General features: G+C 73.9%; 17 protein-coding genes and 1 pseudogene. 12 read left to right on the top strand and 6 right to left on the bottom strand.

Annotation, left to right across the window (positions count from 1 at the left end; all coding sequences use genetic code 11):
• The first annotated feature begins 96 nt into the window (after positions 1 to 96).
• Entirely contained in the window at positions 97 to 1,851 is a 1,755-nt protein-coding gene (locus ACZ4VL_RS22355; RefSeq protein ID WP_468202602.1) for an FAD-dependent monooxygenase, read from the top strand.
• A 21-nt stretch (positions 1,852 to 1,872) separates the two neighbouring features.
• Positions 1,873 to 2,290: pseudogene (locus ACZ4VL_RS22350) on the top strand (SDR family oxidoreductase); the annotation flags it as partial.
• A 7-nt stretch (positions 2,291 to 2,297) separates the two neighbouring features.
• On the opposite strand, the gene ACZ4VL_RS22345 reads toward ACZ4VL_RS22350, so the two are convergent.
• Together ACZ4VL_RS22345 and ACZ4VL_RS22340 are read right to left on the bottom strand one after the other, a co-directional pair.
• Entirely contained in the window at positions 2,298 to 3,200 is a 903-nt protein-coding gene (locus ACZ4VL_RS22345; RefSeq protein ID WP_468202700.1) for an aminoglycoside phosphotransferase family protein, read from the bottom strand.
• Positions 3,201 to 3,347: 147 nt separating this feature from the next.
• Positions 3,348 to 3,662 carry a hypothetical protein gene (locus ACZ4VL_RS22340; RefSeq protein WP_468202599.1) on the bottom strand — a complete coding sequence of 105 codons (315 nt, stop codon included), beginning with the start codon at positions 3,660 to 3,662 and terminating at the stop codon, positions 3,348 to 3,350.
• A 623-nt stretch (positions 3,663 to 4,285) separates the two neighbouring features.
• On the opposite strand from ACZ4VL_RS22340, the gene ACZ4VL_RS22335 reads away from it, so the two are divergent.
• From ACZ4VL_RS22335 to ACZ4VL_RS22295, 9 genes are all read left to right on the top strand, one after another.
• Entirely contained in the window at positions 4,286 to 4,903 is a 618-nt protein-coding gene (locus ACZ4VL_RS22335; protein WP_468202596.1) for an acyltransferase, read from the top strand.
• 543 nt (positions 4,904 to 5,446) lie between these two features.
• Positions 5,447 to 6,619 (top strand): hypothetical protein, encoded by a 1,173-nt coding sequence (locus ACZ4VL_RS22330; RefSeq protein WP_468202593.1) that lies wholly within the window; start codon positions 5,447 to 5,449, stop codon positions 6,617 to 6,619.
• Complete coding sequence (locus tag ACZ4VL_RS22325; RefSeq protein WP_468202591.1) at positions 6,616 to 7,389, top strand: WecB/TagA/CpsF family glycosyltransferase; 774 nt, start codon at positions 6,616 to 6,618, stop codon at positions 7,387 to 7,389. Before ACZ4VL_RS22330 ends, ACZ4VL_RS22325 begins: the two co-directional genes overlap by 4 nt.
• Positions 7,389 to 8,645 carry a nucleotide sugar dehydrogenase gene (locus ACZ4VL_RS22320; RefSeq protein WP_468202588.1) on the top strand — a complete coding sequence of 419 codons (1,257 nt, stop codon included), beginning with the start codon at positions 7,389 to 7,391 and terminating at the stop codon, positions 8,643 to 8,645. The genes ACZ4VL_RS22325 and ACZ4VL_RS22320 overlap by 1 nt, the downstream gene beginning before the upstream one ends.
• Positions 8,646 to 8,649: 4 nt before the next feature.
• Positions 8,650 to 9,786 carry a non-hydrolyzing UDP-N-acetylglucosamine 2-epimerase gene (gene wecB / locus ACZ4VL_RS22315; protein WP_468202586.1) on the top strand — a complete coding sequence of 379 codons (1,137 nt, stop codon included), beginning with the start codon at positions 8,650 to 8,652 and terminating at the stop codon, positions 9,784 to 9,786.
• Between the two features lie 108 nt (positions 9,787 to 9,894).
• Positions 9,895 to 10,746, top strand: a complete 852-nt coding sequence (locus tag ACZ4VL_RS22310; RefSeq protein WP_468202583.1) for a YveK family protein — start codon at positions 9,895 to 9,897, stop codon at positions 10,744 to 10,746.
• Positions 10,743 to 12,245, top strand: coding sequence for an oligosaccharide flippase family protein (locus ACZ4VL_RS22305; RefSeq protein ID WP_468202580.1), 1,503 nt, complete (start codon positions 10,743 to 10,745; stop codon positions 12,243 to 12,245). Before ACZ4VL_RS22310 ends, ACZ4VL_RS22305 begins: the two co-directional genes overlap by 4 nt.
• 5 nt (positions 12,246 to 12,250) lie before the next feature.
• Positions 12,251 to 13,360, top strand: a complete 1,110-nt coding sequence (locus tag ACZ4VL_RS22300) for a right-handed parallel beta-helix repeat-containing protein (RefSeq protein ID WP_468202577.1) — start codon at positions 12,251 to 12,253, stop codon at positions 13,358 to 13,360.
• Positions 13,361 to 13,375: 15 nt separating this feature from the next.
• A complete protein-coding gene (locus ACZ4VL_RS22295; protein ID WP_468202574.1) occupies positions 13,376 to 14,182 on the top strand; it encodes a glycosyltransferase family 2 protein in 807 nt (268 codons plus the stop codon).
• 10 nt (positions 14,183 to 14,192) lie between these two features.
• On the opposite strand, the gene ACZ4VL_RS22290 is transcribed toward ACZ4VL_RS22295, so the two are convergent.
• Together ACZ4VL_RS22290 and ACZ4VL_RS22285 are read right to left on the bottom strand one after the other, a co-directional pair.
• Positions 14,193 to 15,152, bottom strand: coding sequence for a glycosyltransferase (locus ACZ4VL_RS22290; RefSeq protein WP_468202571.1), 960 nt, complete (start codon positions 15,150 to 15,152; stop codon positions 14,193 to 14,195).
• The gene (locus ACZ4VL_RS22285; RefSeq protein ID WP_468202568.1) at positions 15,107 to 17,179 is read right to left on the bottom strand and encodes an O-antigen ligase family protein; all 2,073 of its coding nucleotides are present in this window, start codon (positions 17,177 to 17,179) and stop codon (positions 15,107 to 15,109) included. The genes ACZ4VL_RS22290 and ACZ4VL_RS22285 overlap by 46 nt, the downstream gene beginning before the upstream one ends.
• A gap of 80 nt (positions 17,180 to 17,259) precedes the next feature.
• Between ACZ4VL_RS22285 and ACZ4VL_RS22280 the strand changes: the two genes are divergently transcribed.
• The gene (locus ACZ4VL_RS22280) at positions 17,260 to 17,985 is read left to right on the top strand and encodes a hypothetical protein (RefSeq protein ID WP_468202565.1); all 726 of its coding nucleotides are present in this window, start codon (positions 17,260 to 17,262) and stop codon (positions 17,983 to 17,985) included.
• Positions 17,986 to 18,104: 119 nt separating this feature from the next.
• Here ACZ4VL_RS22280 and ACZ4VL_RS22275 read toward each other — a convergent pair whose 3' ends face one another.
• Entirely contained in the window at positions 18,105 to 19,151 is a 1,047-nt protein-coding gene (locus ACZ4VL_RS22275) for a glycosyltransferase family 2 protein (RefSeq protein ID WP_468202563.1), read from the bottom strand.
• The gene (locus tag ACZ4VL_RS22270) at positions 19,148 to 22,447 is read right to left on the bottom strand and encodes a DUF4082 domain-containing protein (protein ID WP_468202560.1); all 3,300 of its coding nucleotides are present in this window, start codon (positions 22,445 to 22,447) and stop codon (positions 19,148 to 19,150) included. The genes ACZ4VL_RS22275 and ACZ4VL_RS22270 overlap by 4 nt, the downstream gene beginning before the upstream one ends.
• Positions 22,448 to 22,453: the final 6 nt, after the last annotated feature.

The following is a 22,453-nucleotide window of genomic DNA, read 5'->3' as shown; positions in this document are numbered from 1 at the left end:
GGCGCCCCCGCCACCGCCGGCGGGGGCGCCCCTGGCCGTGGTCCGGGCGGCCCTCAGGTCGCCCGCCGGGGTGGGGGGACCGACCATGGAGGGGCAATGCAGTCCGGGGGCCCTCGACGGGAGAGACCAGTGACGGACACGGACGTGCTGGTCGTGGGCGCCGGGCCGGTCGGCCTGACAGCGGCCGCGGAGCTGCGCCGGCTGGGCGCGGGCTGCCGGATCGTCGACCGGCTGCCGCAGCGGCTGCCGTACGCCAAGGCAGTCGGGATCCAGCCGCGGACCCTGGAGGTCTGGGACCGGATGGGCCTGGTCCGCGCCGCCCTGGAGGCCGCCGTGCCGCTGCGGGGGCAGCTGGTCTACGCGGACGGCGTCGAGCAGGGGCGCTTCGAGCTCCGGCTCCCTCCGGACGTGCCGTACGGGTTCGCCGCGCTCCCCCAGTACGAGACCGAGCGCCTCCTGGAGGACCACCTGGCCCGCTTCGGGACGGGCATCGAACGCGGCGTCGAGCTGGTGTCGTTCACGCAGGACGCGGACGGGGTCCTGAGCCGGATCCGCACGGCGGCAGGCGGCGAACAGGAGGTCCGGTCGCGCTACCTCGTCGGCTGCGACGGCGCGCACAGCACGGTCCGCAAGACGCTCGGACTCCGCTTCGAAGGGGGCGCGTTCCCGGAGGAGTACATGCTCGGGGACGTGGAGGTGGACTGGGGCCTGCCCGCGGGCTACGGCGTACGGGCCATGCACCACGCCGCGGACGGGACCGTCGACGACCTCCTGGTCTGCATCCCGCTGCCCGGGAACCGCCGCTACCGCATGTCGATGCGGGTCCCGCCCGAGCTGTCCGCCGCCGACGGGACCGGCGGCGCGAGTGGCGGCGTGGGCGGCGGTGCGGGGGGAGGGCAGGCCGCGGGGGACGGTGTCGCCCACGGCCTGGAGGGCGGGCGGCAGCCCGGGATCGAGCACATCCAGGCGGTCCTCGACCGGCTCGCCCCCGAGCCGACCACGGCGTCGGCCCTGCGCTGGTCGTCGGTCTTCCGCATCAGCCACCGCCTGGTGGACAGGTACGCCGACGGTCGGGTGTTCGTCGCCGGCGACGCCGCCCACATCCACCCGCCGACGGGCGCCCAGGGGATGAACACCGGTGTCCAGGACGCCCACAACCTGGCCTGGAAGCTGGCCCTCGCGCTGCGGGGCGGTGCCCACCCCGGGCTGCTGGACAGCTACCACGCCGAGCGGCGCCCGGTCGGCGAGGAGGTCGTCGGCCGTACCGTCCGGCACTCCTCCGAGGGTGTCCAGGCCGACCCGGAGGACCCCGCCACCCTCATGCTCCGCGAGGCGCAGCTGCTGGTCGCGTACCCCGACAGTCCCGTCGTGGGACCGGGCTCCGCGGCGGGCGGCGGCCCGCGCCCGGGCGAACGGGCCCCGGACTGCGGCGGGCTGGTGAGCGGCGTCGCCACCGTTCCGCTGCGGCTGTACGACGTGCTGCGCGACCGGGGGCACGTGCTGGTCCTGTACGCCGACTCGGCCCGGGAGTTGGGCGGGTGCGCCGCACTCGCCGCCGCGGCCCGGCGGTCGGCCGGCGGGGAGGGCGCGGACGCGCCCGCCGCCTTCGTCGTCCTCGCCCCGCCCGGAGCCGACGCACCCGGAGCCGACGCCGCCGGCGCCGTGGACGGCGTGCCGCTGCCGGTCTACCTCGACGGCCGCGGCGAGTTCCGCCGGATCTACGGGACCGCCGGCCCGGCGGCCTTCCTCGTACGCCCGGACGGCTACCTGGGTACGTGCGTCGCCCCGGCCACCGCGCCGGAGGCGGCCGCGGAGCTCGACGCCCATCTGGCGCGCGTCTACCGCCCGTGACCCGCCGCCGACCAGGCTCCCGCTGCCCTGGCCCTCGCCCCGACCCCGCTGGCCGAGACGGACGTGACGGTGTTCGACAGCGTGTTGGCGGTCAACACCCGCTCGGTCTTCCTGAGCACCCGGTACGCGGCCCGGCGGATGCGCGACGGCGGCAGGATCGTGAACGTCTCCTCCCCGACACCGTGCGGCCCGCCCCCGGCATCGGGCCGTACGCCGCCGGCAAGGGCGCCGTCGAGCAACTGACGGCCGTGGCGGCCCGGGAGCTCGGGCCGCGCGGCACCACCGTCAACGCCGTCTCCCCTGGTGCCACCGACCCGTCGCCGGGACGACCCCGCTCGGCCGGCTGGGGCAGCCGGCCGACGTGGCCGACGTCATCGCGTTCCTCGTCGGCCCGGACGGCCGCTGGACCACCGGCCAGAACCGGCGGGCAACGGGCGGCCACAGCACTAGACCGCCGCGTTGGCCATCGGGTCGGCGAGGACCTCCCGGACCACGCGGCGGGCGGTGGCCGTCATGACGGGGTTCGTGTCCCGGTAGTAGTCCAGTTCCATGAGGGCCACCGAGAGGGCCCAGCCACGGCCGCGTGCCCAGGCGGCCTCGTCGACGTCCGCGGCGGCCCGGAAGGCGTCCCGAGCCCCGGCGGGGAGGACGTACCACGCCGGGAGCAGGTCGACGGCGGGGTCGCCGAGGCCCGCACAGCCGAAGTCGATGACGGCGCCGAGCCGGTCCCCGGCCAGCAGCAGGTTCCCCGGCTGCAGGTCCGCGTGGATCCAGACGGGCGGGTGGGGCCACTGCGGCGCCCGCAGCGCGGCCTCCCAGGCGGCGGCCACCGCGGCGGGGTCGGCGTCGACGTCGGCAGGGGTCCGCAGGCCCGCGATCGCGGCGCGGACGGCGGCGTCCCGCGCGGCCAGGGTTTCACTGCGGTACGAGGCGGGCCCGCCCGCGGGGTCGATCAGGCGCAGCGCGGCGACGAACCCGCCCAGGTCCCGGGCGAGCGGGCCGGGTGCGGCAGTACGGCCGGCGGCGGGGACCTGGCCGTCGAGCCAGCGGTACACGGCCCACGGGAAGGGGTAGCCCTCGCCCGGAACGCCCCGGCCCAGCGGCACCGGGACGGGGACCGGCAGCGCCGCGGCGAGCCGGGGCAGCCAGGTGCACTCCCGCTCGATGTCCTCGGCGGCGCCCGCGGTACGGGGCAGGCGCACGACCATCCGCTCGCCGAGCCGGTACATCGCGTGCGTCGTGCCGTGCCGGTCGACCGGTTCGACGGGCAGGCCCGCCCACTGCGGGAACTGTGCGGCGATCAGGCGACGGACGAGCGGGCCGTCGGTGTCCGGCTCGTCGGCGTGCATCTTGGCGATGGGCACGGGTCCCTTTCCGGTGGTGGGGCGTTGCGGGTACCGGCCCATCCGAACGCGTCACCGCCCTGCCCGTCAACGCGGTTTCCGCCCGTCCACACCCGTCGACGCCATTGCCGCCGGGCCGCAGTCGGCGGCCCGTCAGTCCGCGTCCTTGTCGTCGGAGTCCCAGACGAGGTGTGCGGCACGCACCACCCGGGTGTGCTGGCCGCCCATCCGGCCGGTGCAGCGCACCAGGTAGGAGCCGTCGGACTGGCGGTAGACGAGCCGGCGGCGCTCCTGGAGGAAGGTGCCCACGACCATGGTGCGTGCGGCCTGCTCCAGGGCCTGTTCGGCTTCCTCGCGGGTGCCTTCGAACGCGTTGAGGGTCTCCAACTGCCCGCCGTTGTCCGCGTGGTTCTCCGAGAGCTTCTCCGCGGTGATGATCCAGCGGTGGCGCTGCGTGCGGTCGTCCATGTGGTCCCCCGGCCCTGCCGTTGCCGGCGCCGGCCGCTGCCGGTGCCGTTGACGCGCAGCGTACCCGGTTGCCCTCCGGTCACCGGCTGCCGGATTCCGCGGGCGGGGCGGCGGTGTGGTCCGCCCCCCGCGCCCCGGACGGTGAGCTCCACGGCGGTGCCGCCGGCGCGGACGCGGGCGACGAGGCCGGTGAGGCGCGCCGGTCCGGGCATCGGGCGGGCGGGCGCGGCTGACCCCCGGTCCTCGCGCAGCAGGGCGAGCATGCGGCGCATCTCCTCCAGGGGCCACTTCCCGGGTCAGTTCGGTGGTCCTGCGGGAGAGGGGGCCGAACCGCCACAGGACCGCGGGGAAGGCCACGGTCGAGGGGCGGCCGCCCCTGGGCGGTCGCGTCCTGCCCCAGCAGCAGGGCCGGCCCCGTCGTCGCGAGCCCGATGAGGAGGTCGGCGCCGGGTACGGGAAGCGGGCGGAGCTGTATCGCCGCAGCCCGCGCGGCGGGCCGCAAGTCCGGGGCGGGAACAGTCGGTTGATGTACCGGGCGGGGCGGGTCGGCGGTGCATATGCTCCCTCCGTGCGCCGGTCACGGCGCGCGTCCTAATGCCTCGCGAGCGTAAGGGGACCGCCCCGTGAGTGTCCGAATTCAACCCTCCTCCCAGGTCGACGAGACGGCCGAACTCGGGGACGGGACCACCATCTGGGATCTGGCGCAGGTACGGGAGGAGGCCCGGCTCGGCCGCGACTGCATCGTGGGGCGCGGGGCGTACGTGGGGCCCGGCGTGCGGATCGGGGACCGGGTCAAGCTGCAGAACCACGCGCTCGTGTACGAGCCCGCCGAACTCGGCGACGGGGTGTTCATCGGCCCGGCCGTCGTACTCACCAACGACTTCTACCCGCGGGCCGTCGACCCGGACGGCAAGCTCAAGCGCGGCGACGACTGGGAGGCCGCCGGGGTGGTCGTGGCCGAAGGGGCGTCGCTGGGCGCCCGGTCGGTGTGCGTGGCCGGGGTGCGCGTCGGGCGGTGGGCGCTGGTCGCGGCCGGGGCGGTGGTGTCCCGGGACGTCCCCGACTTCGCGCTCGTGGCCGGGGTGCCGGCGCGCCGGATCGGCTGGGTGGGGCGGGCCGGGGTCCGCCTGGTGGCGCGCGAGGGCGAACCCGGGGTGTGGGAGTGCCCTCGCACCGGCGCCCTGTACGAGGAGGCGGACGGGGTGCTGACCGAGCGGGACGGCCGGCCGGGGCAGGCCTGACGTCCGATCCTGCCGCGGGCCTGACGCCGGGCCCGGCTCCGGGCCCGGCTCCGGGCCCTCGATCCCCGCGGCCCGTGGGCGTGCGCCGGGCGGGAAGCCGTTCCGGAACGGCCCGCTGACGGGTCGTCGGAATTTGGGCCACCGGCATTTCCTCAAAACCGCAATCAACGAACACCCTTGGGCATACCTTGTCCCTGTACACGGGTTCTGAGCAGGCAACAGGCTTTGTTCAGTGGGGGGTTGTACACGACGGGGGCATCGCGGACGAAGTGGCGGCAGGCGCGCTGACGCGCCTGTACGGCGCTGCCGTCCGCGCGTGCTCCGGTCCGGGGCATCGCTGGGGGGATCCAGTGGGCGGCCCCGGACGGCCCGTGCCTCGGGGGCGATCACACCGTCACCGCCGGCGCGCGCGCCGTCATGCGCGCTCCCTCCCCGGAACGGCTATTCAGAGGGGGTAGGTGTGTTGGAGCCGTACAGTCCGGCCCTGCAACAGGGGTCCGGCCGAGGGGCGCGGGGCACCCGGGAAGCCGGGGTGGGGACCCGGTGACCGCCGCACGATTAGGAGCACTGGCACAGGAGGACCCGTCGCTGCACGCGCTCGCCGAGCGCCTGCTCGCGCTCGCCGAGGCGGGCCTGCCGCAGATGTACCTGCCGGGCCCGGAGACCTTCGTCTTCACCCGGGTGGGAACGGTCGCACCCGACGGCACCCGCCGCGTGGAGCGGCGCGGGACCAGCACCCGCTACGCAGCCATCACCGCCCTCGGCGCGCAGTACCTGCCCGAGGACCGGCAGCAGGCCGTGTTCGGCGGGCACACCGCCGCCGCCTTCACGAACCTGCTGGTGGAACGGCTGCCGGGGGTCGACAACCTGGGCGACGCGGCGCTTGTCGCGTGGGCCGCCGCCGAGACCGGCCACCCCAAACTGGGGGACGCCCTCGCCCGGGTCGCCGCACTGGACGACCCCGACCGGCCGCAGTACACCGTGGAGGCGGCCTGGGTGCTCTCCGCCCTCGTCGCCGCCCGGGCGACGGTCGACGTGGAGGACCGCCTGGTGGCCGCCCGCGACCGGCTGCTGGGGGCCAGGGCGACGACCGACAGCCCGCTGTTTCCGCACGCCACCGCCCCCGGGCTGGTCCCCGGCTACCGCTCGCACGTCGCGTGCTTCGCCGACCAGACCTACCCGATCCAGGCACTGGCCCGGCTGCACGCGAGCGGCCCGGACCCGGAGGCCCTGCGGGCCGCCAACATGTGCGCCGCCCGGATCTGCACCCTGCAGGGGGACGGCGGCCAGTGGTGGTGGCACTACGACGCCCGCACCGGCGGCATGGTGGAGGGCTACCCGGTGTACAGCGTGCACCAGCACGCCATGGCCCCGACCGCCCTGTTCGACCTGGCGGACGCCGGCGGCACCGACTTCGGCGCGGCCGTCCGCCGCGGCCTCGGCTGGATGACCGCCGTACCCGAGATCAGCGGGCCCGACGGCACACCCCGCGAGCCGATGATCCGAGAGGACTTCGGCGTCACCTGGCGCAAGGTCTACCGCGGTGACCCCGCCAAGGCCGTCCGGGCCGCCCGCGGGCTGACCACCCGGCTGGCCCCGCAGGCGCGGCTGGCCCCGCTCGACCGGCTGTTCCGGCCGCTCTCGGTGGACCGCGAGTGCAGGCCGTACGAGTTCGGCTGGCTGCTGCACGCCTGGCTGGGGGGAGTTCCGAGATGAACCGACGCCAGTCCCTCTTCGGGGTCACGCTCGACGCCCTGACCATGGACGAGACCGTGCAGCGCTGCCTCGACGCGGTACGCCGCGGCGAGCAGATCGAGATCGGCATGGTCAACGCCGCCAAACTGGTCGCGATGCGGCGGGACCCCCGCCTCGCCGCGGCGGTCTCGGGCTGCGACCTCGTCCTGGCCGACGGGCAGGCGGTGGTGTGGGCCGGCCGGATCCTCGGCGTACGGCTGCCCGAACGGGTCGCGGGCATCGACCTGTTCATGCGGCTGCTCGCCGCCGCCGAGGCCGCGGACATCCCGGTCTACCTGCTCGGCGCCCGGCAGGACGTGCTGGGGACGATGCTCGACCGGATCGCCGAGCGGTTCCCCGAGCTGCGCGTGGCCGGCAGCCGCAACGGCTACTTCGACGACTCCGAGCAGCCCGACATCGCCGACGCCGTCGCCGACAGCGGGGCGCAGCTGCTGTTCCTCGGCATGACCTCGCCCAAGAAGGAGATGTTCACCGCCGGCTACGGCAAGCGCACCGGCGCCCACGTGGTGCACGGCGTCGGCGGCTCCTTCGACATCCTGGCCGGCATCACCAAGCGGGCCCCGCTGGTCTGGCAGCGCATGGGGCTCGAATGGTTCTACCGCACCCTCCAGGAGCCGCGGCGCCTGGGCAAGCGCTACCTCACCACCAATGCCGCCTTCCTGGCCATGACGGCCCGGGAGCTCATCCGCCGCACACCGTCTGCTGCCGGTTCCGCGAACAGGAGTTACTGATGCGCGTAGTCGTCGTGGGACAGGGATACGTCGGCCTGCCGCTGGCCGTCAGGGCCGCCGAGGTCGGGCACCAGGTGATCGGGTACGACGTCGACACGCGGCGGGTGAAGAGCCTCGCCGCCGGTGAGTCCTACGTGGAGGACGTCTCCTCCGAGCGGATCAACCGGGCGCTGGCCAAGGGCACGTACCGGCCCAGCGACCTGGCGCGCGACTGCGGCGGCTTCGACGTCGCCGTCGTCACCGTCCCGACCCCGCTGCACGAAGGCGCCCCCGACCTCAGCTACATCGAGGAGTCGGCGCACACCCTGGCCCGCTTCCTGCGGCCCGGCGCCACCGTCGTCCTGGAGTCCACCACCTACCCGGGCACCACCGAGGAACTGTTCGGACCCATCCTGGAGAACGGCTCGGGCCTCACCGCCGGCGCCGACTTCCACCTCGGCTACAGCCCGGAGCGCATCGACCCGGGCAACGCCGTCTGGGGCTTCCAGCAGACCCCCAAGGTCGTGTCCGGCGTGGACGCCGCCTCGCTGAAGGCCGTGGAGGAGTTCTACGGGGGCCTCGTCGACAAGACGGTGCCGGTCCGCTCCCCGAAGGAGGCCGAGCTGGCGAAGCTGCTGGAGAACACCTTCCGGCACGTGAACATCGCCCTCGTCAACGAGATCGCCATGTTCGCCCGCCACCTCGACATCGACGTGTGGCAGGCCATCGAGGCGGCCTCCAGCAAGCCGTTCGGCTTCATGAAGTTCACCCCCGGCCCGGGGGTCGGCGGCCACTGCCTGCCCATCGACCCGTCGTACCTGTCCTGGCGGGTGCAGCGCGAGCTGGGCCAGAGCTTCCGCTTCGTCGAGCTGGCCAACGACATCAACAACCACATGCCCGAGTACGTGACGCGCCGCGTCATGGACGCCCTCAACGCCCGGCGCCGCTCGGTCAACGGCTCCCGGATCCTGCTCCTGGGGCTCGCGTACAAGAAGAACACCGGCGACGCCCGGGAATCGCCGGCGGTGCGCATCTCCCAGCTGCTCCTCGACATGGGGGCCAAGGTCCGCGCGGCCGACCCCCACGTGGTGGAGAGCATCAAGGTCGACGCCCGGCTCGTCCGGGTGGAGCCGACCCGCCGGGAGCTGGCCGCCGCCGACGTGGTCGTCCTGCTCACCGACCACGACTCCTTCGACTACGCGATGGTCACCGAGCACGCCTCCTTCGTGCTCGACTGCCGCAACCGGCTGTCCGGGCCCACGGTGGAGGTGCTCTGACACCATGGCGGTGAACAGGATCGTCTGCGTGGCCGGAGCACGGCCCAACTACATGAAGATCAAACCGGTGATGGACGCGCTGGAGCGCCGGGGCGCCGAGGTGGTCCTCGTCCACACCGGCCAGCACTACGACGAGTCCATGAACGACGTCTTCTTCCGCGACCTCGGCATCCGGCCCCCCGACCGGTACCTGGGCGCCGGGTCCGGAACCCACGCCCAGCAGACCGGCCGGGTGATGGCGGCCTTCGAGCCGCTGCTCGAAGAGCTGGCCCCGGACGCGGTGGTGGTCGTCGGCGACATCAACTCCACCCTGGCCTGCGCCCTGGTCACGGCGAAGGCGGGCCCGCTGCTCGCCCATGTCGAGGCGGGCCTGCGCAGCCGGGACTGGAGCATGCCGGAGGAGGTCAACCGGGTCGCCACCGACCGGGTCAGCGACCACCTGCTGGCCCCCTCGCCCGACGCGGTCGCGAACCTGCGGTCGGAGGGGTACCGGGAGGACCAGATCCACCTCGTCGGGAACGTCATGATCGACACCCTGCTCGCCAACCTGGAACGGGCCCGGGCCTCGGACGTCCTCGACCGGTACCGGCTCACCCGCGGCGGCTACGGCCTGGTCACCCTGCACAGGCCGGCCAACGTGGACGACCCCGACGCCCTGCGCGGCCTGCTCAAGGCCCTGGGCGAGATCGCCGGACGCTGCCCGCTGCTGCTGCCCGTGCACCCGCGGGCCGCGCAGCGGCTGGCCGCGATCGGCGTCCCGGGCGGTATCCGGCTGGTCCCGGCCGCCGGATACCTGGACTTCATCGCGCTCCAGGACGGGGCGCGGGTGGTGCTCACCGACTCCGGGGGCGTCCAGGAGGAGACCACCGCCCTGGGCGTGCCGTGCGTGACCCTGCGGGAGAACACCGAGCGCCCCGTCACCGTCGAGGAGGGCACCAACGTCCTCGCGGGCACCGACCCGGACCGCATCACGGCCACCGTGAACCGGGTGCTCGACGACCCGCCCGCGCCCCGCTGCCCCGCGCTGTGGGACGGGCGGGCCAGCGAGCGCATCGCCCGGGTCCTGCTGGAGGGCGGGACGGCACGGGAGCGGCTGCGGCCCACCGACCTCGCCCGGGGCGGGGCGTCCGGGGCGGCGTAGCACCGGGCCGGATCCACGCACGACCGCACCACGAAGCAAAGAACCGTACACATCGCAATGACAGGGCGGCGGCGCGTCCGACACGGCGCCGCCGCGAGGGGGAAGACCATGGATCTCGCGGAGATCTGGCGGGTCATGCGCAGGCGCTGGTACGTCCTGCTGCCCGGACTGCTGATCACGGCCGCGCTCACGACGGGCGTCTACCTGCTGGTCCCGGTGGAGTACCGGTCCCAGAGCACGGTGACCCTGCTGAACTCCAAGAAGGCCACGGTGGCCTTCGACGGCAACCCCTTCCTGAGCACCCAGGCCTCGCTCACCGGGATGGCCGACGGCCTGGCCCGCAACCTCAACTCCGACGACTCCAAGGCCGACCTCAAGGCACAGGGGCTCACCGGCACGTACGAGGCGAAGATCGCCGACAACGCGCAGGGGCCGTTCATGTGGCTGATCGTCTCCGGCACCGACCCGGCCGCGGTCCTGAAGTCGGACCAGCTCCTGACCGCCTACGCGGAGAAGCGGCTCCAGGAGTTCCAGGCCCAGCAGCAGGTGACCCCGGAGGCCATGATCCGCATGGCCACGATCGTCCCGCCGCAGAAGCCGGAGCCGCAGACCAAGACCCGGCTCCAGTACCTCGTGATGGCGGGGGCGCTGGGCTTCGTGCTCAGCCTGGTGGCGACCTTCTTCGTGGAGGCCCGCCGCCGCCGTACGCCCGCCAGGCCGGGCCGGCGCCGGGCCGCCGTACCCGGGGCCGAGGCCGGAACCGGGGCCGAGGCCGGAACCGGAGCCGAGCCCGGCACCGGAACCGAGCCCGGCACCGGAACCGGGGCCGAGCCCGGAACCGGAACCGGGGCCGGAACCGGGGCAGAGGCCGGAACCGGAACCGGGGCCGGAACCGGGGCAGAGGCCGGAACCGGGGCCGGCGCCCCCGAGGCCGTGTCCAGCAGTGCGGGGTCGACGTGACCGGCCCCGCGACCGGCACACCCGCCGGGCCGCAGGCCGCGGAACAGCCCGAGGCACCGTCGCTGGGCCGCAAGGTGGGCTCCGCCGCCCGGTGGAGCCTGGTCAACACCGTCGTCATGCGGCTCGGGAACTTCGCCACCGGCATCATCCTCGCCCGCTACTTCCTCGGCCCCGAGGCCTGGGGCGTCTACGGGATCGCCCAGACGGTCCTGCTGGTGCTGCTCTCCGCGAACGAGCTCGGGGTCTCGCTGGCCATCGTGCGCTGGGAGGGCGACCCGCGCCGGTTCGCCCCGACCGTCCTCACCCTGAGCGCCGCCTCCAGCTGCCTGCTGTACGCGGCCCTGTTCGCGGCGGCCCCCGCGGTGGCCCGGGTGCTCGGCTCGCCCGAGGCCTCCGGGGTGCTACGGGTGATGTGCGTGTGCGTGGTCCTCGACGGGCTGTCGCAGGTCCCGGCCGGTTTCCTCACCCGCGAGTTCGCGCAGGGTCGGCGGATGGCCGTCGACTCCGTCAACTTCGTCCTCAGCACCGCGGTGACCCTGCTGCTCGCCGTCCAGGGCTGGGGGGCCATGAGCTTCGCCTGGGGCTCTGTCGCCGGCAACGCGGCCGCGCTCCTCGGCTGCTGCCTCGCCGCACCCGGCACCCTGCGGTTCGGCTGGGACGCCGGCCAGGCCCGGGCCCTGCTGGGCTTCGGCCTCCCGCTCGCCGGGGCCAGCATGCTCGCCCTCGGCGTCGTCAACGTCGACACCATGGTCGTCGGCTCCTCCCTGGACCAACTCGCCCTGGGCTTCTACGTCCTCGCCTTCAACATCTCCGGCTGGCCGGTGCGCATCATCTCCGAGGCGGCCCGCCGGGTGTCCTTCGCCGGGTTCTCCCGGCTGGCCGACACCCCGGGCGCGCTGGCGAGCGGGTTCGGCCGCGCCCTGGGCGTCGTGATGACCGGCACCGTCCCGCTGTGCGTGCTGCTCGCTGCGCTGGCCGCGCCCGTCGTCGAACTCGTCTACGGCGAACGGTGGCTGCCCGCGGCCGCCGCCCTGCCCTGGCTGATGGCGCTGGGCCTGGTCCGGATCGCCTGCGAACTGGCCTACGACTGCCTGGTCGCCGTCGGCCGGCGCCGCTCCCTCATCGGGGTGCAGGCCCTCTGGCTGGTCGTCCTGCTCCCCGCCCTGGTGATCGGCGCCCGGTCCGACGGGATCGTCGGCGTCGCACAGGGGCACGTCCTGGTCGCCGGCGCCGTCGTCGTGCCGGTCTTCCTCGTCACCCTGCACCGCGCCGGGATCCGACTGGGCACCGTGGCGCGGGCCTGCGCCTGGCCCTTCCTCGGCGGAGCCGTCATGACGGCCGTGGTCCTGGGCCTGGAACGGCTCCTCGGCGACGGCGTCCCCGCACTCCTCGCGACGGGCGTGGCCGGCACCCTGGGCTACGCCCTGTGCGTACTGCCCAGCCTGGGCTTCCTGCGCGGCGCACCGGCCGCCGGACCAACCGCGGCGGCGAAGGGATGACGACCGTGGCACACCACCGCAAGCGCCTCGCGGCCTGGCTGCTGGCCGGACTCGTCCTGGTCACCGTCATCACCCTCTACCAGGCGCAGCAGACCGGGAGGGGCGAGCCCGCGGCCGCCCCCTGCCCGCAGGGCGCCCCCGACTGCCCCGGGCCCGGCAGCACCGGTCCGCCGCCGGTGACGACGCCCTCGCCGTCACCGGACCCGAGCACCGGCGAGACCGCGAGCTCCACCTCGGCCCCGCCCTCCGCCGCTCCCCCGCCCGGCAGCAGCGGCCCGCCCACGCCGTCGCCCGGCTGCCCGTCCCCGGGCGCGTGCGGGTTCCCCGACGAGTCCACCACCGGGCCGCGGAGCGGGCTGGAGCGGCACGACACGGGCGACATGTCCATCAAGACCGACGGCACGGTCATCAAGGGCTGGGACATCCGCGGCTCCCTGGACATCTACGCCAACGACGTCACCGTCATCGACAGCAGGATCACCTCGACCAACTGGTGGGGCATCAACCTGCGCCCCGGCTTCAGCGGCCTGAAGGTCCTGCACACCACCATCACCGCGATCCCGGGGAAGGGCCCCGACAACGGCGGCGTCAACTACGCGGTGTCCAACATGGGCGGCAGCTCGATCGAGGTCGGCTGGTGCGACATCTCGGTGTTCGGAAACGCCCTGTCCATGGGCCAGGGCGACCTGCACGACAACTACGTGCACGACATCGTCGCCTTCCGCAACAAGACCGGCGAGTGGCAGCACACCGACGCCGTCATCAGCGGCGGCGGCAACAAGGGCCGGCTCACCGTCCGCCACAACACCCTGCTGAACCCGGTCCGGGTGGACCAGGGCGCCACCGCCGCCGTAGGGCTGTTCGCCGACACCGGCGTCGTCTCCTCCGTGGTCGTCGAGCGCAACTGGCTGGCGGGCGGGGCCTACTCCCTCTACGGGGGCGGGCCGGGCGCCACCGGCATCAAGGTCACCGACAACGTGTTCTCCACCGAGTACCACGCCACGGCCGGGGCGTACGGCACGGCCACCGCCTGGAACGCGGGCGGCGCCGGGAACGTGTGGAGCGGCAACCGCATGGCCGACGGCAGGCCCGTCCCGCCCCCGGCCTCGCCCTGACGACGAGAGGACAAGATGCGGCGCATCGCCCGGGCCCCGTGGGAGCTGCTGAAGCGGGCCTTCGGCTGGCTGGTGCTGTTCGAGGCCAGGAACAAGGTCGTACTGGCCCCGTCCGCGGTGCGGCTGCGCCGCTTCGAGGACGCCGAGACCCGCCGGCTCGCCGCCCTGCTGGGCCGGCCCCCGAGCGCCCTGGTCGCCACCGTGATCGCCACCCACCGGCGGCCGGAGGCGCTGCGCGCGGCGGTCCGCTCCGCCCTCGGACAGACGGTGGCCGACCAGGTGGTGATCGTCGTCGACGACGGCGCGGGCCTGCCCGAACTCCCGCCCGACCCCAGGCTGTTCGCGGTGTCCCTGGCCCGCAACACCGGCACGGCCGGCGTCGTCCGAAACGTGGGGATCCGGCTGACCCGCTCGCGGTACGTGGCCTTCCTGGACGACGACAACCTGTGGGAGCCCGACCACCTGGAGCAGGCGCTGGCGGTGCTGGAGCCGCCCGGCGGGCCGGACGCCGTGTACACCGCCCTGCGCCGGGTGCTTCCCGACGGCTCGGAGCGGGACGTGCTGTCGGTGCCCTTCGACCGGCGCCGGGCCGCCCGCGAGGCCTTCCTCGACACCAACGCGTTCGTGGCCCGCCGCACCCGGTCGCTGCACTTCAGCCGCCTGCGACGCACCCCGGAGGTCCTGCCGCGGGAGGACTGGGAGCTCGTACGCCGGTACGCGCGCCGCCACGAGGTCCGGCACCTGCCCCGACCGACCGTCCGCTACCTGGTCAACCCGGGGAGCTTCTACACCGCCTGGAACGGCCAGCCGCCCCCCGGGTGACCCGGCCGGGTCAGGGCCCGGGGGTGGCGCGGAGGGCCGACGGGGTGGCCAGCGCGCGGGCCGCGGCGAGGCTCGCGGGGCGGCCCAGGACGGCCCGCGAGGTCTCCCGCAGCAGGACGGCCGCGCGGAACGCGGCGGTGGCGGCCGCGCCGTGGCGGCGGCCGTAGAGGCGTACCCGGTTGAGGGTCAGCAGCGTCCACAGTCGGGGCGAGACCTGGGAGTCACCGCCGAGGTGGACGGCCAAGGCGGCGGGCTCCAGGCGGGTGGCGAAGCCGTGGTCGCGGGCCCGCAGGCAGTACTCGGTCTCCTCGGAGTACAGGAAGAACGACTCGTCCCACGGCCCGCAGGCGTCCAGGCAGGGACGGGACAGGGCCATCAGCGCGCCGGTCGCCCAGTCGGCGACGGTGGCCCTGCGGTATGCGGCCGGGTCGGTGACCAGTTCGCTGAGCAGGGGGAACCGGCCGGCGCGGCGGTTGCCGATCACGGCCTCGCCCAGGGCGCGGGTCACCGCCGACTCCCGGCGCAGCGAGTGGTGGAGGGCGCCGTCCTCCTCGTACAGCAGGGGGACGCTGATCCCGACCCGGCGGCCGCCGGACAGCGGGGCGTCGAGGGCGTCGACGAGGCGGGCGGCGCAGCCGGTCCGCATCCGGACGTCCGGATTGCACACCAGGGCGGCGCGGAAGCCGCCGTCCCAGCCGGCCGCGGCCGCGAGGGCGGCGTTCACCCCGGCCGCGTAGCCGGCGTTGCGGCCGGTCTGCACGACCGTGGCGTCGGGGGCGAGGGAGCGGACCAGGTCCGCGGTGCCGTCGGCGGAGTCGTTGTCGGCGACGACGAGGCGCCAGTCGAGCCCGGCCATGCCCTCGGGCAGGGAGGCGAGGAACGCGGGCAGCACCCGGGCGCTGTTCCAGGTGACGACGAGGACGGCTACGGGACCGGTACCCGGGTCGGGGTGGTGGGGACGGGAGGACATGGGGACTCCGCGGTTCGGGGCTTCGGCGCCGAGCGCCGGATGAAGCCGAGGTAACTGCCTCCGGCGGCGATCGTCAGGAAGAACATCCCGGCGAACATCGGGAAGCTGAGGCTGTCGAAGGTGGCGCTGATGACGAGGGAGACCACGGCCGAGGCGAAGAACGCCTGCCCGAGTTCCCGGTCGGAGTCGGTGCGGGCCAGGCGGCGGATGGCTCCGCCCTGGTGGATGCCGGTGAGGAACAGCACCAGCAGGACGGCGACACCGACCAGGCCCATCTCCGCGAGGGTGAGCATGTACTGGTTGTCGGTGAAGAAGTACAGGTTCGGGGTGAACGTGCCGAAGCCGCGGCCGAACAGCGGGCGTTGTTCCAGGTAGGGGACGATCGCCCCGTACTTGACGGTGCGTGCCTGCGTGCTGCTGTCGCCGTTGGAGAGGAACGAGGCGAACAGGGCGGTGATGGTGCCGATCAGACCGGGGATGATCACCTTGAAGGCGGCCACCGACGCGCCCAGCAGGCCGATCGCCGCCCACCGCCGCTCCGGCTTCCAGCGCGGCACCATCACCAGCACCACCAGCAGGGCCCCGATGATGGAGGTCCGGGACACGGTGAGCGGCAGCGCGCCGCCCATCAGCACCACGGGCGCCCAGCGCCGCCAGCGGGCGAGGTGCCGGCGGACCGGGTCGAAGGCCTGCTGGACGGCGAACGGCAGCAGGATGGCGAGCATCCCGCCGAACTCCAGCGGCTGGGCGGTGGTGGAGCGGGGCCGGGTGAACGAGCCGCGGTCCAGGGTGGCGATCTGCGGGACACTGGACTGCAGGCCCGGGATGCTGATCTTGTCGGCGATGTTCGTCGCGGTGAAGAAGTCGTAGAAGCCGATCGCGGCCACCACCGCCCCCATCACCACCATCCGGCGCAGCAGCACGTCCAGCCGGGGCCGGTCGTGGATGCCGGCGGTCACCAGCACGACCAGGGACACCCACACCAGGAGCCCGATCAGGCCCCGGTCGGCGCCGAGGACCTCCTTGTGCGAGCTGCCGCGGGTCGCGTTGGCGAGGTACGAGCCCAGTACCGCGAGGGCGAGGACGAGCATCACGATCCGGGGCAGCCGGGTCCCGGGGACCGGCCGGATCCGGCCGGTCAGCCAGGTCGCCAGGTACCAGAGCAGGCAGAGCAGGGCGAAGGCGTTGGCCGGGGTGCCGACCCCGCCGAGGCCGGGCAGCGTCAGGTTCGACGGGATGAACAGGGCCAGCGCCAGGTAGCCGGTGAGCAGGGCGGCGGCGTCGAGGCTGCGTCCGCGGCGGCGCTCGTGGAGCCGCTCCCGGGCGGCGCGCAGGGCGGCCCGCCGGGACCTCCGGGGGGCGGGGTGGCCCGTCTCCCCGGCTGCCGCCCGTGCCGCGTCGGCGGCGGCGCGCCTGCGGCGGCGGGCCGCGAGGGCGCCGTCGGTGACGAAGGACAGGGTGAACCCGGCGGTGGTGCCCAGGATCATCACGCCGAGCACCTGCTGGTAGCGGCTCTTGAGCAGCGGCACCGGGGTCTGCGGCAGTACGACGGGCGCGGTCTGGACGAAGTAGGCGGGCTGTACGCCGGCCGCCGTCTGGAGGGCGTTGAGCTGCTCCCCGGCGAAGGAGGTCAGGACGTTGGTCTCCTGGAGCACCTTCGCCCGGTCGGTGCCGGTGACCGACAGCGTGAGCATCGGCCCGGAGGTGTTGGCGGCGAAGCCGACCGCGTACGGGTCGGTGACGCCCAGGCCCTGGAGGGCGCGGGCGGCGTCCGCGCCGGACAGGGTGCGGATCAGCACGTCGGCGGTGACCACCAGCGAACCGCCGGCGTTCGAGATGGGGTTGCCGAAGGTAGGGGCGAGTTCGGCGACCGCGGTGGAGTCCAGCAGGGCCACCGAGCTCTCCGACTGGTACTCCACCGGCACCGAGCGGTACAGGTGCAGCCCGGCGACCAGGCCGAGCAGGGTCAGGGAGGCCATCACGTACCAGCGGCGGCGCAGGACGGCGCCCATGTCGCGGATGCTCATGCGCGCCCCCGCGAGCTGCCGGATTCGATGGCGGGGCGCGGGATGTGCTGCAAGGATCGTGCAGGACGGAAGGAATCCCCGTGTCGCCTGGTGAGTTGGTCCGTGCGCTGCGTCGGCGCTGGTACGTCCTGGTGGTGGCGGCGGCGCTCGCCGCGGCCGGAGCGCTTCAGGTGCTCCGCCCCACCCCGGTCCATGTGAGTGCGGCGATCGTCGTGCTCAAACCCCCGGTCACGGGGAGGTACCCGAACCAGCTGGCCAACCTGCAGCCGCCGCTGGCCGCCGTCTCGTACGCCGTGGTGCAGCAGTTGGAGTCGCCCGAGGGGCGGGCCGAGCTGCGCGCGAAGGGGGTGACGGCCGACTACCGGCTGCTGCCGCGGAACAGCGGCACCAGCGTCACGCCGCGCTATCTGATCCCCTCGCTCCAGGTGCAGGCCGAGCACACCGATCCGGAGACCGCGAACGCCGCGGTGCGCGCGGTGATCGAGGCGTACGCGCGGCGCGTGGCCGCGCTGCAGGACGCGGAGGGCGTCCCCACCGGGTCGCGGATGAGCGTGGACCAGCTGGTGCCGCCGTCCGCGGTCGCGCAGCAGGGCACCAGGAGCCGGGCGCTGGTCGGCATCGCGGCGCTGGCCGTGGTCGCCGGGGTGCCGGCGGCCCTGTGGGCCGACCGGCTGCTGGTACGCCGGAACCGGCGCCGGCGCGAGGGCGCCGACGCCGGAACCGGGGGCGGTGCGGGGACCCCCGCCGGGTCCGGCGGCCGGCTCCCGGGCGGGGAGCGGCTGACGGGGGCCGTGGCCGCCGGCTGAACCTTCGGGGTACCGCGGGCGGGACCGCCGCGCGAGGCGGCGGTCCCGGTCGTACGGTGGGAGCGGATCGTACGGGCGGTGCAGGTGTTGCTGGTCGTACGGGTCGTGCCGGTGGTCCATCAGATCCCTCGCCGCTTCCAGGACTCCCACCACAGCCACTCGCGTCCCCGGTCGGCGACCGCGGACAGCACGAGCGGCTGGAGGTACGGCATGGTCCGCGCCCCGATCCGGCGCCGCCGGACCAGCGCCCGGTACTCGGGCAGTGCCGTGTACCGGGGCAGGCATTCGGCGGCGAAGGCCTCCAGGTCCTCCACCGGGACCACACCGGTCCGACCCCGGTCGTACGCCCGGTAGGCGCGCCGCAGCGCGTACCGGGCGAGCCGGGTCCGGGCCAGCCGGGACAGCCGGTCCTTGTCGGGCAGCAGGTCCCCGCACTTGTCGAGCACCGAGTCGAAGGCGACGAGGCGCTGGCGGAGGTCGTCGAGCTGGCCGCCGAAGTCGGTGGTGGACATGTTGTTGCCGTGGACCCGGTAGAAGGCCTGGTCGGCGCCGCGGACGTAGCCCACGTCGGCGTGCGAGGCGAGCCGCATCCACATCTCGATGTCGCCGGCGTGCGGCAGCTTCGGGTCGTAGCCGCCGACCTTGCGCTGGAGGCTGGTGCGGACGACCACCTCGGGCGAGGTGATGCACCCGGTGCCCTCCCGGAAGCGCCGCTCCAGCCACCACTGGCCGGGGTAGACCACCGAACCGGTGCTGCGGGTCCGGGCCTGCGGGAGCGGGCCGCCGTGCTGGAAGCGCAGCGGCCGCCCGTACGCGAACCCGGCCTCGGGGTGGGCGTCGAGCAGGGCCGCCGCCCGTACGAGGGCGCCGGGGACGAGCCGGTCGTCCGCCGAGAGCAGGGCGACGTAGTCCCCGTCGGCCCACTCCAGCAGGCCCTCGTTGTAGGTGGCGATGTGGCCCCGGTTCTGCTCGTGCACGCGGACCTCGATGCGCGGGTCGCCGGCCGCGAGGGCCCGCGCGACCTCGCCGGACCCGTCGGGCGAGGCGTCGTCGATGATCAGCACGCGGACCTCGACGCCCTGCTGTTCGTCCAGGACGCTGCGGACGCAGTCGGCCAGGAAGTGGCCGTAGTTGTAGCAGGGGATCACCACGCTGACCGTGCTCACTGGCTGCTCACCTCCGAGGACAGACCGGCCTGTGCGGCGGGCGGCGGGGTCGTCGTGAAGACCGGGCCGACCCAGTAGTTCACCGATCCGAAGGTGTTGGTCGGGAAGGTGGTGGAGGCGCCGTACTTGTAGAGGCCGTTGGCGCCGCCGCTGCCGTCGGCCGGGGCGACCAGCGGGTACGAGCGGTGGGCGGCCGTGAAGTAGCCGCCGTCGACCGAGTAGTTGCCGTTCGGCGCGTGGTAGGAGACCACGTACGTGGTGCCGGCCGTGACGGCCACCGGGGTGGTGAGGTTCAGCTGCTGCCAGCCGGAGAGGGTCTCGCTGCCGAAGGTGCCGGTGGCGAGCAGCTGCCCGGAGGAGGACCACAGGCTGCCGGTGTGGGTACCGGTGTTCTTCGGGCCCTTGTAGAAGGTGATGCCGGTGACGTAGCCGTTCACCGCGGTCTGGAACCGGGTGCCCAGTTCCACGGAGTTGGCGTCGTCGACGACGTTGGCGGTGCTCGGGGCCGTGGTGCTGTTCCACAGGGTGCAGGGGCAGTTGACCTGGGGTGGGTTGGGGCTGGTCGTGAAGTTCCAGGTGACCGGTTCGGACATGGTGTTGCCCCACAGGTCGGACGCCTTCACGGAGGCCGTGTAGGTGGAGTTGAGGGCGAGTTCGCCGGCCGGGGTGAAGGTGACGCTGTTGGAGGCGCCGAAGACCTTGCTGCCGGGTACGGCCGCCCCGCCCGCGTCCTTGACGGTGAACTCCAGGCCCTCGGAGTCCACGGCGGTGGTGAAGGTGGCCGTGACCCCGGCCGTGATCGCCGTGCCGGTCGCCGCGGACTGGGGTGAGGTGGTGGTGACCGCGGGCGGGGTGGTGCTGGCCGTGGAGGTGTCCAGGACCGCGTCCACCCAGTAGTTGCTGCCGTTCGCGGCGGTGGACGGGAAGCCGCCGGTCGCGCTGTACCGGTAGACGCCGTTGCCGCCGTCGGTGCCGCTGCGCAGGGCGGTCAGCGGGGCCAGTCCGGCCTCGGCGGCCGCGAAGGTGTTGTCGAAGGAGTACCCGCCCTTCGGGGCGAAGTAGGAGGCGACGTAGGTGGTGTTGGGCTTGATCGGCACGGGGGTGGCGAAGTTGAGCTGCTGCCAGCCGGAGGCCGTCTCGTTGGTGAAGGTGCCGGTGGCCAGGCGTTGCCCGGAGGCGGACCACAGGCTGCCGGTGTGGGTGCCGACGTTGGCCGGAGACTTGTAGAAGCGGATGCCGGTGATGGAGCCGGGCACCGAGGAGCGGATCTTCACTCCGAGTTCGACGGCGCTGCCGTCGCCGGCGTTGACCGTGCCGGGCACGGCAGCGGCCGGCCAGACGGTGCAGGGGCACTGCTGGGGCCCCACGGTGAGCGGGACGGTGGTGGTGGCCCCGGTGTTGACGCTGTCGTCGACCGCGCGCACCTTGAGCTGCGCCGAGCCGGGAGCGGTCGGGGTCCAGGTGTAGCTCCAGGTCCCGATGCCGGTGGTCGCCTTCCACGTGGTGCCGCCGTCGGTGGAGACCTCCACGCGGGCCACCACGCCGCCGCTGTCCGCGGCGGTGCCGGTGACGGTCACGGGGCGCAGGGCGGGCACGGTGGCGCCCGCCGCGGGGCTGGTCACGGTGACGGTCGGGCCGGTGGTGTCTGCGGAGGCGGTGGCCGCGACCAGGTCGGACTGGAGGCTCCTGGGCTGGACGCCCATGTCGGCGAACACGTTCACCGTGGCCTGCTGCATCCGCTTGTCCTCGGTGACCACGACGGCGTCCGGGTCGGACGTCGGCATGTTGGTCAGGCCCCAGGACCACTGGACGGTGCCCGCGCCGAAGACGAGGGCGCGGGAGGTGGGGTCGCGGAAGGCGACGAGGCTGTGGGTGGCGGTGCCGTTGCCGTAGGTGTTGCCGTAGTCCAGGCGGAGCTTCCCGTCCTCGATGTCGACCGTGGTGGAGGACATCTGGATCTGGCCCGGCGGGCGGCCCGCGTCCTCCACGTCGCTGTCCCACTCGTAGCCGAGGGTTCCGGTGGGGAAGGTGGCGGTCTGGGAGGGGGTCAGGTTCGCGACGGTGGTGTTGCGCCACAGACGCATCTTCGCGAACCGTCCGGGCACGGTGATGGCGTCGCTGCGGTAGCCGTTGACGCTGAACAGCGTGCCGGTGAGCTGGTTCTGCGGCTGGTAGGGCCGGCCGTTGGTGGCGCTGGCCGGGTCCATGAAGGTACCGGTCCAGATGCCGCTCGGGTCGGGGACGCCGTTCGGCTGCGGGAAGGAGAGCTTGGTCTCCTTGTAGCAGACCAGGGTGCGGTCGGCGGTGTTGGTGCCGTCGATGCTCGGGGCGAGCCGGGTCTTCCAGAAGATCTCGTTGCCGCTGAAGTACGTCTGGTGCTGGCCGGCCTTGCGGGCGTTGAGGGCGTTGGTGAACTGGTCCTGGGTCCAGTACTCGTCGTGCCCGGAGGACATGAAGACCTTGTGGTTGCGGAGCAGGGTGGCGCCGCGCTTCGACATGTCGATGCCGGACATGTAGCTGACGTCGTAGCCGTTGCGCTCCAGCCACGAGATCATCTGGTACTCGGATCCGTAGATCCCGTTCTCCCCGCCGATGTCCATGGGCCGGTTGTAGCTGACCTCGTAGGCCCGGCCGTCGGGGGCGGGGCCGTGGCCGTCGTAGAGGTCCTGGCCGCCGTAGTTGTTGTACGCCTGCCAGGTCTGGTCGCTGGTCTGGACGACGACGTCGGAGTGGCTGGCGTCGTTGCGGACGACGAACGGGTAGGGCATGACGCCGTTGCCGTCCGCCTGGTCGAAGTTGGCGATGTACACGCCGGAGACCGCGTCGGCGGGCACCGTCCACGTGACGGTGGTGGGCCAGTTGCCGCAGTCGACCAGGCCGGTGGAGGCCTTGGTGGTGCAGCTCTGCGGCTGCCCGCCCGCGGCGAAGTTCGCCGGGTGGGTCTGGGCCGCCTGTGCTGCGGTGGACATCAGGCGGGCGCCGTCGCCCCCGTAGTGGCCCAGCCGGTAGACCGAGACCCGGTACGGGGTCGGCGACTGGACCTTGAACTGCACGGTGTCGCCGGCCTGGACGCTCATCTGGGCGCTGAAGCCCTTGATGTCGCCGTAGGCGCTGGGCGAGAACCAGTCGGACATCGGTGTGCCCGGTTTGGAGTTCTCGCACACGATGGCGTTCGTGGTGGGACCGCAGGGGTCCGCCGCCCCCGCCACCGCGGACGGCGGCAGTACCGTGACCATCAGGGCTGCGACCACGGTGAAGAGGCAGTACCGGAGCCGCCTTGTCCGTCGTCTTGTCATCTGTTC

Source organism: Streptomyces sp. NPDC029014, assembly GCF_055564695.1.
The sequence above is the reverse complement of the archived record's forward strand: the minus strand, read 5'-3'. Positions and strand labels throughout refer to the sequence as shown.

What these genes read in the sequence shown, in the direction of transcription:
- ACZ4VL_RS22355 (WP_468202602.1), top strand. Translation starts at nt 97, where the DNA reads ATGCAGTCCGGGGGCCCTCGACGGGAGAGACCAGTGACGGACACGGAC.
- ACZ4VL_RS22295 (WP_468202574.1), top strand. Translation starts at nt 13,376, where the DNA reads ATGCGGCGCATCGCCCGGGCCCCGTGGGAGCTGCTGAAGCGGGCCTTC.
- wecB (WP_468202586.1), top strand. Translation starts at nt 8,650, where the DNA reads ATGGCGGTGAACAGGATCGTCTGCGTGGCCGGAGCACGGCCCAACTAC.
- ACZ4VL_RS22285 (WP_468202568.1), bottom strand. Translation starts at nt 17,179, where the DNA reads ATGAGCATCCGCGACATGGGCGCCGTCCTGCGCCGCCGCTGGTACGTG.
- ACZ4VL_RS22340 (WP_468202599.1), bottom strand. Translation starts at nt 3,662, where the DNA reads ATGGACGACCGCACGCAGCGCCACCGCTGGATCATCACCGCGGAGAAG.
- ACZ4VL_RS22345 (WP_468202700.1), bottom strand. Translation starts at nt 3,200, where the DNA reads ATGCACGCCGACGAGCCGGACACCGACGGCCCGCTCGTCCGTCGCCTG.
- ACZ4VL_RS22320 (WP_468202588.1), top strand. Translation starts at nt 7,389, where the DNA reads ATGCGCGTAGTCGTCGTGGGACAGGGATACGTCGGCCTGCCGCTGGCC.
- ACZ4VL_RS22270 (WP_468202560.1), bottom strand. Translation starts at nt 22,447, where the DNA reads ATGACAAGACGACGGACAAGGCGGCTCCGGTACTGCCTCTTCACCGTG.
- ACZ4VL_RS22290 (WP_468202571.1), bottom strand. Translation starts at nt 15,152, where the DNA reads ATGTCCTCCCGTCCCCACCACCCCGACCCGGGTACCGGTCCCGTAGCC.
- ACZ4VL_RS22310 (WP_468202583.1), top strand. Translation starts at nt 9,895, where the DNA reads ATGGATCTCGCGGAGATCTGGCGGGTCATGCGCAGGCGCTGGTACGTC.
- ACZ4VL_RS22325 (WP_468202591.1), top strand. Translation starts at nt 6,616, where the DNA reads ATGAACCGACGCCAGTCCCTCTTCGGGGTCACGCTCGACGCCCTGACC.